Source organism: Nocardioides currus, from assembly GCF_003057875.1.
Classification (GTDB): domain Bacteria; phylum Actinomycetota; class Actinomycetes; order Propionibacteriales; family Nocardioidaceae; genus Nocardioides; species Nocardioides currus.
The window spans coordinates 63,038-76,775 of record NZ_PYXZ01000008.1 but is presented as its reverse complement, the minus strand read 5'-3'; the positions used below and the strand labels follow the sequence as shown (position 1 = coordinate 76,775).

Sequence of the window (13,738 nt, the reverse complement as noted above, 5' to 3'; positions counted from 1 at the left end):
ATGGCCGACACCGCCCTCGCCGCTGACATCGACGCGCTCTGCCGACTGACGGGGGAGTTCACCCTCCGGTCGGGCCAGGTCGCCGACACCTACTTCGACAAGTACCTCTTCGAGGCCGACCCGGCGCTCCTCGACCGCGTCGCGACGCAGATGCTCGACCTCCTCCCGCAGGACACCGAGCTGCTGGGCGGCCTCGAGATGGGCGGCATCCCGATCGCCACCATGGTCAGCGCCAAGACCGGCACCTCGGCGCTGTTCGTGCGCAAGAAGGCCAAGGAGTACGGCACCTGCAAGCTCGCCGAGGGGCCGGACGTGGCCGGTCGGCGGGTGACGATCATCGAGGACGTCATCACCACCGGCGGCGCCGTCCGCGACGCGACCAACGCCCTGCGCGAGGCCGGCGCGATCGTCGAGGTCGTGGTCTGCGCGATCGACCGCTCGCCCGCCGGCGAGAACCCGCTCGCCGACGTCGGACTCGAGATCCGCTCCGTCCTCACTCGCGCCGAGCTGGACGCCGCGTCGAGCGCCTGATCAGCAACAGCCCGCCCGCGACCAGCAGCGCGCTCAGCGCCCCGAGCGGGAGCAGGCCGGCGCCGAGCCCCGTGTCGGGCAGGACCCCGTCGTCGTCATCGTCTGTGCCCGGCCCGGGCGCGGGCTTGTCGGGTCCGTCCGACCCGTCGTCGTCCTGCTGGTCCGGCTGCGTCACCCGGACGACGTCGCCCGCCGACTCCGACTCCACCTGACCGCCCGGGAGGTCGGTCGAGGCGGTCGCGACGTTGCGGACCGCACCGTCGGCGTCCGGGGCGAGCCGGGTGACGACCGTGATGGTCGTGGCGGCGCCTGGAGGCAGCGAGGCGATCGTCGCGGTCGTGGTCGAGCCCTTCGTGGCCACGCGGCCCTGACCGTCCTCGATCCGCGCCCCGACCAGGCGGAGCTCGTCGGGCAGCTCGTCGACGACGGTGACGTCCCTGGCCGCGGACGGGCCGAGGTTGCGGACGGTGATCTCGAAGTCGACCTTGTCGCCCGGGTCGGCCTTGGCGACCGAGGCGACCTTGGTGATCTCGAGCTCGGGGCAGACCGTGACGCGTGCGCCGCGGGCGTTGGCGCAGCTGCCCGAGCCGAGCGCCTCGGTGACGCTGGCGCTGTTGTTGGCCTGGTCGGGGTCGGGGGTGCTGGAGGTGACGGTCGCGACGTTGGTGACGTCGCCGGTGAAGTCGGGCGCGACGGTGGCGCGCACGGTGATCGTCTCCGTCGCTCCCGGGGCCAGGGTGTCGACCCGGCACGAGACGTCGCGGCCGGTGACGGCGCAGGAACCGCCGGCCGTCATCGTCGCGCTCACGTCGCCGAGGGCCGCGATCAACGAGTCGGCGACGACCACGTCGCGAGCCGTCGACGGTCCGGCGTTGGCGACGGTGAGCGTGAAGGTGACCGGTCCGCCGGCCACCGGCTCCGCGGGCGCCAGCGTCTTGGTGATGGACACGTCGGCGGTCGGCTTGGCGGTGCCGTCGGTGGTGGCCGTGTTGTTGCCGGGGGTGCTGTCGGTCGGTGAGGACACGGTGGCGGTGTTGGAGACGGCACCGGTGAAGCCGGGAGGTACGGCGCCGGCGACCGTGACCCGCACCGTGTCGCCCGGCGCCAGGGAGCCGAGCTCGCAGGTGATGACGTTGCCGGCGGCGACCGCGCACGGGTTGGGCGTGGCGCCGGTGGTGGCGGTGACGCCGGTGAGCGCGTCGATGACGTCGTCCGTGACGACCACGTCGCGGGCCGTGGACGGGCCGGCGTTGGTCACCGTGAGCGTCCAGCCCGCGGCCTTCCCGGGGACCGGGTCGATCGGGTCGGCGGTCTTGGTGATGGACACGTCCGCGCCCGGTGAGGTGGTGCCGTTGGTGGTCGCCGTGTTGTTGCCGGGCGTCGTGTCGGTCGGCGAGGTCACGGTGGCTGTGTTGTCGATGTCGCCGGTGTAGCCCGCGGGAAGGCGGCCGGTGACGGTGACGGTGACGGAGTCGCCCGGGTCGAGCGCGCCGAGCTCGCAGGTGACGACGTTGCCCGCGGCGACCGTGCACGGGTTGGGCGTGGTGCCGGTGGTGGCCGTGACGCCGGTGAGCGCATCGATGACGTCGTCGGTGACGACGACCTGGCGGGCGACCGAGGGGCCGTCGTTGGTCACGACCACCCGCCAGGCGGCGTCCTGGCCGGGGACCGGGTCGATCGGGTCGGCGGTCTTGGTGATGGACACGTCGGCCTGCGGGTCGGCGGTGCCGTTGGTCGACGACTCGTTGTTGCCGGGCGTGGTGTCGGTCGGTGAGTCCACGGTGGCTGTGTTGTCGATCGCGCCGGTGTAGCCGGCGGGAAGGCGGCCGCTGATGGTGATCGTCACCGAGTCACCCGGCGCCAGGGAGCCGAGCTCGCAGGTGACGACGTTGCCGGCGGCGACCGTGCAGGGGTCGGGCGTGGTGCCGGTGGTGGCGGTGACCCCGGTGAGGGCGTCGATGACGTCGTCGGTGACGACGACCTGGCGGGCGACCGAGGGGCCGTCGTTGGCCACGACCAGCTCCCAGGCGGCGTCCTGGCCGGGGACCGGGTCGAGCGGGTCGGCGGTCTTGGTGATGGAGACGTCGGCGCGCGCGTTGGCGGTGCCGTTGGTCGTGTCGGAGTTGTTGCCCGGGGTGACGTCGGTGGGTGACGTGACCACGGCGGTGTTGTCGACCGCGCCGGTGTAGTCGTCCGGGAGCCCGCCGGTGAGCGTGAGCGTGACGGTGTCGCCCGGATCGAGGTCGCCGAGCTCGCAGGTCACCTCGTTGCCGGCCGCGATCGTGCACGGAGCGGTGGCGGTCAGGCCGGTGATCGCGTCGATGACGTCGTCGGTGACGACGACCTGGCGCGCGACCGACGGGCCGGCGTTGGTCACCGTGATGGTCCAGCTGGCGTCCTGGCCGGGCACCGGGTTGACCGGGGTGGCGGTCTTGGTGATCGCGACGTCGGCCTGCGGGTCGGCGGTGCCGCTGGTGGTCGACTCGTTGTCGTCGGGAGTGTTGTCGGTGGGCGAGTCGACGGTGGCGGTGTTGTCGACGGCTCCGGTGAAGTCAGCCGGCACCGCACCGGTGATCGTGATCGTCCGGCTCGACCCCGGCGCAAGGTCGCCGAGGTCGCAGGTGACGACGTTGTCCGCCGCGACGGTGCACGGGTTGGGCGTGGTGCCGGTCGTCGCGGTGACGCCCGTCAGGTCGTCGAGCACGTCGTCGGTCATCTCCACGTCGCGCGCCACCGAGGGTCCGGCGTTGGTCACCGTGACGGTCCAGGACGCGTTGCGGCCGGGCACCGGGTCGATCGGGGTGGCGGTCTTGGTGATGGAGACGTCGGCCTGCGGGTCGGCGGTGCCGTTGGTGGTGCTGGTGTTGTTGCCGGGGGTGACGTCGGTCGGGGAGGCGACGGTGGCGGTGTTGTCGACGGCGCCGGTGAAGCCAGCCGGGAGGCCGCCGGTGAGGGTGATGGTCCGGCTGGCGCCCGGGGGCAGGTCGCCGAGGTTGCAGGTGACGTCGTTGCCGGCCGCGATGGTGCACGGTGCGGTGGCGCTCAGGTCGGTGATGGCGTCGAGGACGTCGTCGCGGACCACGACGTCGCGCGCCACCGAGGGTCCGGCGTTGGTCACCGTGACGGTCCAGGACGCGTTGCGGCCGGGGACCGGGTCGATCGGGGTGGCGGTCTTGGTGATGGAGACGTCGGCCTGCGGGTCGGCGGTGCCGTTGGTGGTGCTGGTGTTGTTGCCGGGAGTGTTGTCGGTGGGCGAGGCGACGGTGGCGGTGTTGTCGACGGCGCCGGTGAAGCCTGCCGGGAGGCCGCCGGTGAGGGTGATGGTCCGGCTGGCGCCCGGGGGCAGGTCGCCGAGGTTGCAGGTGACGTCGTTGCCGGCCGCGATGGTGCACGGTGCGGTGGCGCTCAGGTCGGTGATGGCGTCGAGGACGTCGTCGCGGACCACGACGTTGCGGGCCACCGAGGGGCCGCCGTTGGAGACGACGAGGGTCCAGCTGGCGTCCTGGCCGGGGACCGGGTCGATCGGGGTGGCGGTCTTGGTGATGGAGACGTCGGCCTGCGGGTCGGCGGTGCCGTTGGTGGTGCTGGTGTTGTTGCCGGGGGTGACGTCGGTGGGCGACGCGACGGCGGCGGTGTTGGACAGGGCACCGGTGAAGCCCGGCGGCACACGACCCGAGATCGTCACGGTGACGGTCTCGCCGACACCGAGGTCCCCGAGGTCGCAGGTCACCGCGTTGCCGGCCGCGACGGCGCACGGGTCGGGCGTCGTCCCCGTGGTCGCGCTCAGCCCGGTGAGGGCGTCGTCGACGTCGTCGGTGACGAGGACCTGGCGGGCCACCGACGGGCCGACGTTGGTGACGCTCAGCGTCCAGCTCTGGTCGCGACCCGGCACCGGGTTGGCCGGAGCCGCGGTCTTGGTGATCGACACGTCGGCCTGCGGGTCGGCGGTCGCGGTGACCGTGGAGCTGTTGTTGCCGGGGTTGTTGTCGGTCGGGGAGGCGACCGTGGCGGTGTTGTCGAGCCGGCCGGTGAAGTCGGCCGGGACGCGGCCGGTGATGGTGATGGTGACCGAGGCGCTCACGCCGCCGACGCCGAGGTCGCCGACCTCGCAGGTCACCTCGTTGCCGGCGGCGACGACGCACGGGGCGCTGGCCGTCACGTCGGTGAGCGCGTCGTCGACGTCGTCGGCGATCACGACGTCGCGGGCGACCGACGGTCCGGCGTTGGTGACCGTGACGGTGTAGCTGATGTCGCGGCCGGGGACCGGCACGGTGGGCGCCGACGTCTTGACGATCGACAGGTCGGCACCCGGCAGCGTCGTGGGATTGGCCGTCGCCGAGTTGTTGCCCGGCGTGGTGTCGGTCGGCGAGCTCACCGTCGCGGTGTTGCTCAGCTGGCCGGTGAAGTCGGCGGGCACGCCGCCGGCCAGTGTGATGACCACCGTGGCGCCGGGGGCGAGGTCGCCCAGGGTGCAGGTGACGTCGTTGGCGGCCGCGACTGCGCACGGGTCGGGCGTGGCGCCGGTGGTGGCGGTGAGTCCGGTGATCGCGTCGTTGACGTCGTCACGCACGACGACGTTGCGTGCGGTCGACGGACCGGTGTTGCCCACGACGACCGTCCAGGTCACGTCGGTGCCGGGCACCGGGTTGCTGGGCGAGACGGTCTTGGTGATGCCGACGTTGGCGTTGGGAGCCGCGGTCCCGGTCGCCGTCGCGCTGTTGTTGCCCGGCGTGGTGTCGGTCGGCGAGCTCACCGTGGCGGTGTTGACGAGGTCGCCCGTGAAGCCGGCCGGCAGTCCACCCGACAGGGTGATGGTCCTCGAGCCGCCGGGGGCGAGGTCGCCGAGCGTGCAGGTGACGTCGTTGCCGGGGTCGACGGTGCACGGGTTGGGGGTGGCGCCGGTGGTGGCGGTGAGTCCGGTGATGGCGTCGACGACGTCGTCACGCACCACGACGTTGCGCGCGGTCGACGGGCCCGCGTTGGCCACGACGACGGTCCAGGTGACGCCGGCGCCCGGGACAGGGGAGGTCGGGCTCAGCGACTTGGTGATCGAGACGTCGGCCCGCGCCTGCGCGGTGCCGTTCGCGGTCGCCGAGTTGTTGCCGGGAGTGTTGTCGGTGGGCGACGCGACGGTGGCGGTGTTGTCGAGCGCGCCGGTGAAGCCGGCCGGGAGCGTGCCGGTGAGGGTGAGCGTCACCGTCTCGCCGACGTCGAGGTCGTCGAGGTCGCAGGTGACGTCGTTGCCGGCCGCGACGGCGCACGGCACCGTGGCGGTGAGGCCGGTGAGGGCGTCGTCGACGTCGTCGCGCACCAGCACGTCCCGAGCCACGCTGGGGCCGTTGTTGGTGACCGTCACGGTGTAGGTGACCGCCTGGCCCGGGACCGGGGTGGCGGGCGTGAGGGACTTGGTGATCGACACGTCGGCCGCCGGCGCGGCGGTGCCGGTGACCGTGGCGCTGTTGTTGCCGGGGGTCGAGTCCGTGGGGGAGGCGACGGTGGCGGTGTTGGTGAGGTCGCCGGTGAAGTCGGCCGGCAGTCGACCGGTGATCGTGACGACGACGGTGGAGCCGGGCCCGCTGGCCGGCAGGTCGCCCAGCGAGCAGGCGACGTCGTTGCCGGCGCTCACCGTGCAGGGGTCGGGGGTGGCGCCGGTGGTGGCGGTGACCCCGGTGAGGACGTCGGCGACGTCGTCGGCAACCGTGACGTTGCGCGCCACCGAGGGACCGCTGTTGGTGACCACGACGGTGTAGGTGACGTCCCGGCCGGGCACCGGGGCGGCCGGGCTCAGACCCTTGGTGATCGAGACGTTGGCGTCGGGGTTGGTCGCGCCCGACGCGGTCGAGGAGTTGTTGCCCGGGGTCACGTCGGTCGGCGAGGCGATGGTCGCGGTGTTGGACAGGATGCCGGTGTAGCCCGCCGGGACGCCGGCTGCGACCGTGACCGTGACGCTTGCGCCCGGGGCGAGGTCGCCCAGCGAGCACGCGACGACATTGCCGGCGGCGACGGTGCACGGGTTGGGCGTGGAGCCGGTGGTGGCGGTGAGCCCGGTCAGGGCGTCGTTGGCGTCGTCGTCCAGGGTGACGTTGCGCGCCACCGAGGGGCCGTTGTTGGTCACCACGAGCGTGTAGGTCACCTGTCGTCCCGGCACCGGGTTGGCCGGGGTCGCCGTCTTGACGATCGACACGTCGGCACGCGGGTCGGCGTTGCTGGTGGTGGTCGCGGTGTTGTTGCCGGGCGTGGTGTCGGTGGGCGACGCGACGGTGGCTGTGTTGTTCAGGGCCCCGGTGAACCCGGGTGGCACGCCGCCGGTGATGGTCACCGTGACGACGGCTCCGGGCGCGACGTCGCCGAGGGAGCAGGTGACGTCGTTGCCGGCCGCGACGGTGCAGGGGTTGGGGGTGGCGCCGGTGGTGGCGGTGAGCCCGGTGATCGGGTCGACGACGTCGTCGCGGACGACGACGTTGCGAGCCACCGACGGTCCGGTGTTGCGCACCGTGAGGGTCCAGGAGACAGGCTGGCCGGGCACCGGTGCCGTCGGGGAGACGGACTTGGTGATCGACACGTCCGCGGCCGGGGCGGTGGTGGACGTCGCGGTGGCGCTGTTGTTGCCGGGCGTGGTGTCGGTGGGCGAGGAGACGGTGGCGGTGTTGTCCAGCGCGCCGGTGAACCCGGGCGGCACGCCTCCGCTGATCGTCATCGTGACGACGGCACCGGGAGCGAGGTCGCCGAGCGAGCAGGTGACGTCGTTGCCGGTCGCCACGGAGCAGGGGTTGGGGGTGGCGCCGGTGGTGGCGGTGAGCCCGGTGATCGCGTCGTTGACGTCGTCGCGGACGACGACGTTGCGGGCCACCGAGGGGCCGGCGTTGCGCGCGGTCACGGTCCAGGTGACGGGCTGGCCCGGCACCGGGTTGGCCGGGCTGACCGACTTGGTGATCGACACGTCGGCCGAGGCGCCGATGACCGTGGAGACCACGGACTCGTTGTTGGCGGCGGCCACGTCGATCGTGTCCGAGCTGACGCGCCCGGTGTTGGTGAGGGTGCCGGTGAAGCCCGGGGCGATCGTGGCCTCCACGCTACCGATCACCCGGGCCGGCAGGTTGGCGCGGAAGACGGGGCCCGAGCAGAAGACGGTCGGTGCGGTGGGGTTGTCGGCGGTGCCGGGATCGGTCGGCGGGCGCAGCTCGCACTCGGCGGTCGCGGGGACCCCCTGCAGCGTCGGGCGGTTGATGACCACGTCGGTGAGGCCGCTGGGCAGCTGGTCGATCAGTTGTGGGTTGAGGGCGTCGGACGGTCCGTTGTTGTAGACCGACAGCGTGTAGGTGACCCGCTGGCCGGCGACGGGGTTGGCCGGCGAGATGGTCTTGATCATCTCGAGGTCGGAGAGCCGCGAGATCGGCGAGGTGACGGTGCTGCTGTTGTTGCCGGGGGTCGGGTCGGGCGTCGTGCTGTCGGTGCGCGCGGTGTTGGCGATCGTGTTGCCCGCGAAGCCCGACGCGACGGTGCCGGTGATCGTGACGACGCGTTGGCCCGGCAGGCGGTCGCCCAGGTTGCAGGTGACGAGCTGTCCCGCGATGTCGCACGGGGTCACGGTGCCGTGGATCGCGGAGACGACCGTGACGCCGTCGGGCACCCGGTCGGTCACCGTGACGTTGCGCGCGGTCGAGGGCCCGGCGTTGGAGAAGACGATGGTCCACACGACCTGCCGGCCGGGCACCACCGAGTCGGAGCTCGCGGTCTTGGTGACCGAGACGTCGGCCCGGTCGTTGATCGTGACCGTCGCCGAGCTCGAGTTGTTGTCGGGCGTCGGGTCGGTCGTGGACGAGGCGACGGTCGCGGTGTTGGTTCGCGGCCCCGTCGCCGCGGCGGGGGGCGACCCGGCGACCACGGTGATGGTCACGGCGGCTCCGGGCTGGAGGGTGCCGAGGGCGCAGTCGACCTGCTGGGCCGCCACCGTGCACGAGCCGGTCGGGGTGGTGGCCGTGGCCGGCACGAGCCCGCCCGGGAGGGTGTCGGCGACGGTCACCGCGGACGCGGCCGACGGGCCGTTGTTGACGACCGTGAGGGTGAAGGTGACCCCCTCGCCGGCGGCGATCTGGGCGTCGGAGGCGAGCTTGATGATCTGGAGGTCGGAGCGTGGCGCGACCGGCGTCGTGATCGTGCTGCTGTTGTTGCCCGGCGTGGTGTCGCTGGCGCTGGTCACCGAGCCGGTGTTGGACACCGGCGCCGTACGACCCGCAGCGACCAGGACCCGGATCCGCACCAGCGCGTCGGCACCGTTGGGGAGCACAGGCCGGGTGCAGGTGACCTGCTGGCCGGTGACCTGGCAGGTGCCGCCCTCGAAGGTCGCCTCGCGGATCGCCAGGCTGGCGTCGAGGGTGTCGGTCACGACGACGGTGCGCGCGTCCGACGGGCCGGCGTTGGTGACGCGCAGGCTGTAGACGGACTCGGCGCCCGGGGTCATCGTGTCCGGCGTGACCGACTTGGCGATGCGGACGTCGGACGACTCGGTGGCGTTGGTGGTGAAGGCGGCGCTGTTGTTGCCCGGGGTCGGGTCGGGGGTGGTCGAGGAGACGCCGCCGACGTCGCGCAGGGCCGTGCCCGCGGGGACACCGGAGGCGATCGCACCGGTGACGGTGACCGTGACCAGGCCGCCCGGGGCGATGGCGCCGATCGGGCAGGTCACGGTCCGGTCGGCCGCCGTGCAGGACGTCCCGGCCGGGGTGCTCGTGGAGGAGACGAACGTGACGCCCTCGGGGAAGGCGTCGGTGAGGACGACGCCGGTCGCGGTGGACGGGCCCGCGTTGCGCACCTGGAGGGTCCAGGTCCCGTTGGTGCCGGCGTCCGCTGTTGCGGGTCCGGTCTTGGTGACCGACACGTCGGCGGAGCTGACGACGTCGGTGGTGGCGGTCGCGGTGTTGTTGTCGGGCGAGGGGTCCGTCGGGGTCTGCGACGTCACCGAGGCGTCGTTGACCAGCGGTCCGGTGGGCGACCCGGGCGCGACGGTGCCGGTGACGACGACCACGAAGTCGGCGCCGCTGGCGAGCGTGGGCAGGAGGCAGGAGACGTTGTTGCCTGCGGTGGCGCTGCAGTCGGCGCCGGGCGAAGACACGGCCACGCCGGTCACCCGCGCCGACACGGCGTCGGTGATCCGCACACCGGTCGCCTGCGACGGACCGTTGTTGCGGGCGGTCAGCCGGAACGTCACCTGCTGACCCGCGACCACCGGGTTGGGGGTGGCGGTCTTGCTCATCACCAGGTCGGCCTGGGCGCCGGTCGGCAGGACGTAGGTCGCGCTGTTGTTGCCGGCGACCGGGTCGGGGGTGGGCGACGAGACGGTCGCCGTGTTGGTCGCACCGGTCCCGCTCCCGTCGCCCGGCGTCCGGGCCTGGACAGTGACCGTGGCACTGGCACCGACCGGCAGGTCGCCGACGGCGCAGGTGACCTGCGTCGGTGTGCCCGACGCCGTGCAGGTGCCCTGGCTGCTCGTCGACCCGAGATAGGTCAGCGCCGCCGGCACCGGGTCGACCACGCTGACGGCACGGGCCACCGACGGCCCGTTGTTGGTCACCACGATCTCGTACGTCGCCACGGCACCGTCGATGACCGGGCGCGGCGTCGCGGTCTTGGTGATCGCCAGGTCGGCGCTCGTCGTGATGGGCGCGGTGGACGTGCCGGTGTTGTTGCCCGGCGTGGGATCGGTGGTCGGGGAGGACACGGTGGCCGCGTTGACCAGGTCGCCGGTCGCGCCAGGGGCCAGCTGGCCGCCGACGGTGACCTGGACCGAGCGACCGGACGCGAGCGCGCCCAGCGCGCAGGTGACGGTCCCGGCGGCCACGCTGCAGGTGCCGGCCGTGGGGGTGGCCGAGATCGCCGAGATGCTGCCCGGGACGGGGTCGGCCAGCGTCACGGCGGCGGCGTCGGAGGGACCGTTGTTGGTGACCGTCACGAGGTACTGCACCGGTCGCCCGGCGACGATGGGCGAGGTGACGGCCTGCTTCGTCACGACCAGGTCGGCGCGCGGCGCGGCCGGGGTGACGGTGGCGGAGGCCGCGTTGTTGGCCGCGTTGGGGTCGGGCGTCGCGGAACCCACGCGGGCGTTGTTGGTCAGCGCGGCGGTGGTCGCGTTGGAGGGGACGCCGGCCGTGACGACGACCTGCATGGTCTGGCCGGGGTCGAGCCCGGCCGCTGTGCAGGAGACCTGGTTGCCGGTGATGGTGCAGGTGCCGCGGTTCGTGGTCGCCGTACGCACGGCGAGCGAGCTGGGGAGGGTGTCGGTGAGGGCCACCGTGGCCGCGCGCGAGGCGCCGTTGTTGGTCGCGACCAGGGTGTAGGTGACGTCGGTGCCCGGGACCGGGTTGGCCGGCGAGACGCTCTTGGTCAGGGACAGGTCGGCCTGCCGGTTGACCGTGGTGCTCACCGAGGCGGTGTTGTTGGCCGGGTTGGGGTCGGAGGTGGTCGCGCTCACGCGGGCGACGTTGGTCAGCGACGTGGCGTCGGAGTCCGGTGGCACGCGGACGACGACGGTGATCGTCGGCGCGGCGCCGGACGCGACCGTGCCGAGGTCGCAGGTCAGGGTCTGGCCGTTGACCGCGCAGGTGCCGGTCGAGGGGTTGCTCGAGACGTAGGTCGCCCCGGTGGGCAGTGTGTCGACGACCGAGACGCCCGACGCGGCCGTGGGGCCGGCGTTGCGGGCGGTGAGGGTGTAGGTGATCTGGTTGCCCGCGGTGACCGGCTCTGGCGCCGCGGTCTTGGTGATCGACACGTCCGCCTCGTCCGCGACCGGGGTGAGGACGTCGGCGGTGCGGTAGGTGTAGTCGCGACCGATCGTCTCGGCGCGATAGCTCAGCAGCGCGCTGTTGCTCAGGGTCGTGCCCGCGGCCGCGGAGTCCACCCGGGTCTGGAAGGTGACGGTCGTGGTGTTGGCCGGCGCGAGACGCCCGCCCGCGCTGGCCGTCGCTGTCTGCCCGACCCTGACCCGCACGGTGCGGCTGGCGGCGTCGTACTCCGCCTGGTCGTCGCCGGCGGCGTCGGTCTTGGCGCCCTGGTTGCCGCCCGCCGTGATCCGCATCGAGCCCGGGACATAGGTGGTGTTGGGCGGGACGACGTCGGTGATCACCGAGTTGATGGCCGCGTCGTCGCCGGTGTTGCTGAACGTCATGGCGTACTCCAGGACGTCACCGGTCTTGGCGGGACTGTTCCCGGAGAGGTTGGTGGCGGTCTTGGTGCCCTGGATGGTGGGCGCGTAGAGGTCGATCTGGGTGGTGAGCGCGGCCGGGTAGTAGAAGTCGCCCGTCGAGGCGAAGCGGAGGCTCGCCGACGTGGCGCCGTTGGGGATGACGCCGGGGGCGTCGACGACCTTCGCGTCGATGCCGAGGTTGTTGAGGGAGGCGGGGTTGCGGTTGGTGAGGTTGGCGCCACCGACCGTCACCCGGCTGCCGAAGAAGTTGGCCGACGGGCTCTGGGCGTCGGCGAGGCGGGAGCTGTTGACCTGGAAGTAGTCGCCGGTGATGCCCTGGTCACCCTCGTAGGTGACGGTGCCGAACTTGGCGCCCACGGCACCGGACGGGGGAGCGAGGAAGCCGGAGATGGAGGTGTCGACGACCTCGGTGCCGGTGACGGTGGCGTAGCCGGAGAAGACCGACAGGTCGCGCAGCGGGGCCGAGGGGTCCTCGATCGCGACGACCAGGCTCCAGCCGGCGTAGCGGTCGGCGCCGGTGGCCGCGGCGATGTCGGCGCCCCAGTAGGTTCCGGCACCGGCGCCCTGGACGATGCTGGTCACGTCGCGGTAGGCCGAGTAGTCGTTGGTCGCGCTGGTCTGGTTGTCGACCTGCCCGGCGCTCAGCGTCGTGTAGCCCGCTGCGCCCGGGGCGCGGAACTTGATGTTGCCGACCGTTCCGGTCGCGGCCGTGCCTCCGGTGCCGGCCGTGCGGGCGGCGCCCCAGAAGAGGCCGGCGTACAGCACGCGCGCGCCCGTCGGGATCGTGAGGTTGGCCGAGGACGAACGGGTGGTGGTGGCGTCGGAGTCGACGTCCAGGAAGGACATGGTGAAGTTGTTGTTGCTGCCGGCGACGGCGCCGCTCTGGGTCTGCGCGCAGTTCGTCGCCGTACCGCACGTCATCACGGTGTTGCCCGTGACCTGCAACGACCCGTTGGTCTGCGCGGAGTAGACCTCCGTGAACGGACGGATCACCGCCGCATCGGCGGGAGACGCCGGCACGATCACGACCAGCGCGAGCCCCATCACCACCATCAGCAGGGCGGCGGCGGCGCGCAGCACCGACATGACGGATGTGGGTCGTGCGTGCGGTGCCATCGTGCCCCTCGCCGAGTCGACCGGGCGGACGACCCGCCGGTGCCGCTACAACTTCGATTCGGGGCCGAGGATACGGTAGATTTTGCCGATTCTTGGAGGTCCTGTTGATCTTCGGGTGCTAGACGTCCTGGCCCGCGATGTTGCGGTCGGGCACCCCGTCCCCGTCGTTGTCCGCGGCCTCCGGCCCGGCCGTGCGCTTGTGGCGCCACCACTCCCAGGCGATCGGGATCACCGAGAAGGCCAGGATCGCGATGATCGCGTAGTCGATGTTCTCCCCGAGCCACGGGAAGGCCGCGCCGAGGAAGTAGCCCAGCAGCGTGATCGACAGGACCCATCCGACCGCGCCCACGAGGCTCCAGAAGAAGAACCGCCGTCGGTCCATCCGGGTCACCCCGGCCACGACGGTGATGTAGGTGCGCACGAACGGGACGAAGCGGCCGATGACCAGCGCCTTGTTGCCGTGCTTGTCGAAGAAGGCGGTCGTCTGGTCGAAGTACTTGCGCTTGAGGATCCGTCCGTCGCGCTCGTAGAGCGGCGGCCCGATGGCGCGACCGATCTCGTAGCCGGCCACGTTGCCGCCGATCGCCGCGACGACGAAGAGCACCATCGCGATCACCAGGTCGATCGAGTGGTGACCGGGGACGATGCTGATCTTGTCGCCGGCGATGAACAGCCCCATCGCGAACAGCAGGGTGTCGCCCGGCAGGAACGGGAAGAACAGTCCGCACTCGACGAAGATGATGGCGAGGCTGAGCCAGAAGAGCGTCTGCCCGAACTGGTCGAGGAGCCAGTTGGGATCCATCCAGTCCATGCCCAGCAGGAGCGGATGCAGATCCAGGAGCGCCATCACGCCGGTCAGCCTAACGGGAGGACCCGCATAGGGTTGCCTCGTGG

Annotated in this window: 3 protein-coding genes; 1 reads left to right on the top strand and 2 read right to left on the bottom strand. The window is 72.3% G+C overall.

The window, feature by feature from the left end; translation table 11 throughout:
• Nucleotides 1–531, top strand: a complete 531-nt coding sequence (gene pyrE, locus C7S10_RS17025) for an orotate phosphoribosyltransferase (protein WP_108345645.1) — start codon at nt 1–3, stop codon at nt 529–531.
• Here the strand turns inward: pyrE and C7S10_RS17020 are convergent.
• A complete protein-coding gene (locus tag C7S10_RS17020) occupies nt 494–12,844 on the bottom strand; it encodes a DUF11 domain-containing protein (protein WP_108345644.1) in 12,351 nt (4,116 codons plus the stop codon). The two genes, pyrE and C7S10_RS17020, sit on opposite strands and share 38 nt — an antisense overlap.
• 118 nt (nt 12,845–12,962) lie before the next feature.
• On the bottom strand, nt 12,963–13,691 hold the full coding sequence (locus tag C7S10_RS17015) for a DedA family protein (protein WP_108345643.1): 729 nt from the start codon (nt 13,689–13,691) through the stop codon (nt 12,963–12,965).
• Between the last annotated feature and the right edge of the window lie 47 nt (nt 13,692–13,738).

Coding starts and splice junctions, on each gene's coding strand:
- pyrE (WP_108345645.1), top strand. CDS start 1: ATGGCCGACACCGCCCTCGCCGCTGACATCGACGCGCTCTGCCGACTG.
- C7S10_RS17020 (WP_108345644.1), bottom strand. CDS start 12,844: ATGGCACCGCACGCACGACCCACATCCGTCATGTCGGTGCTGCGCGCC.
- C7S10_RS17015 (WP_108345643.1), bottom strand. CDS start 13,691: ATGGCGCTCCTGGATCTGCATCCGCTCCTGCTGGGCATGGACTGGATG.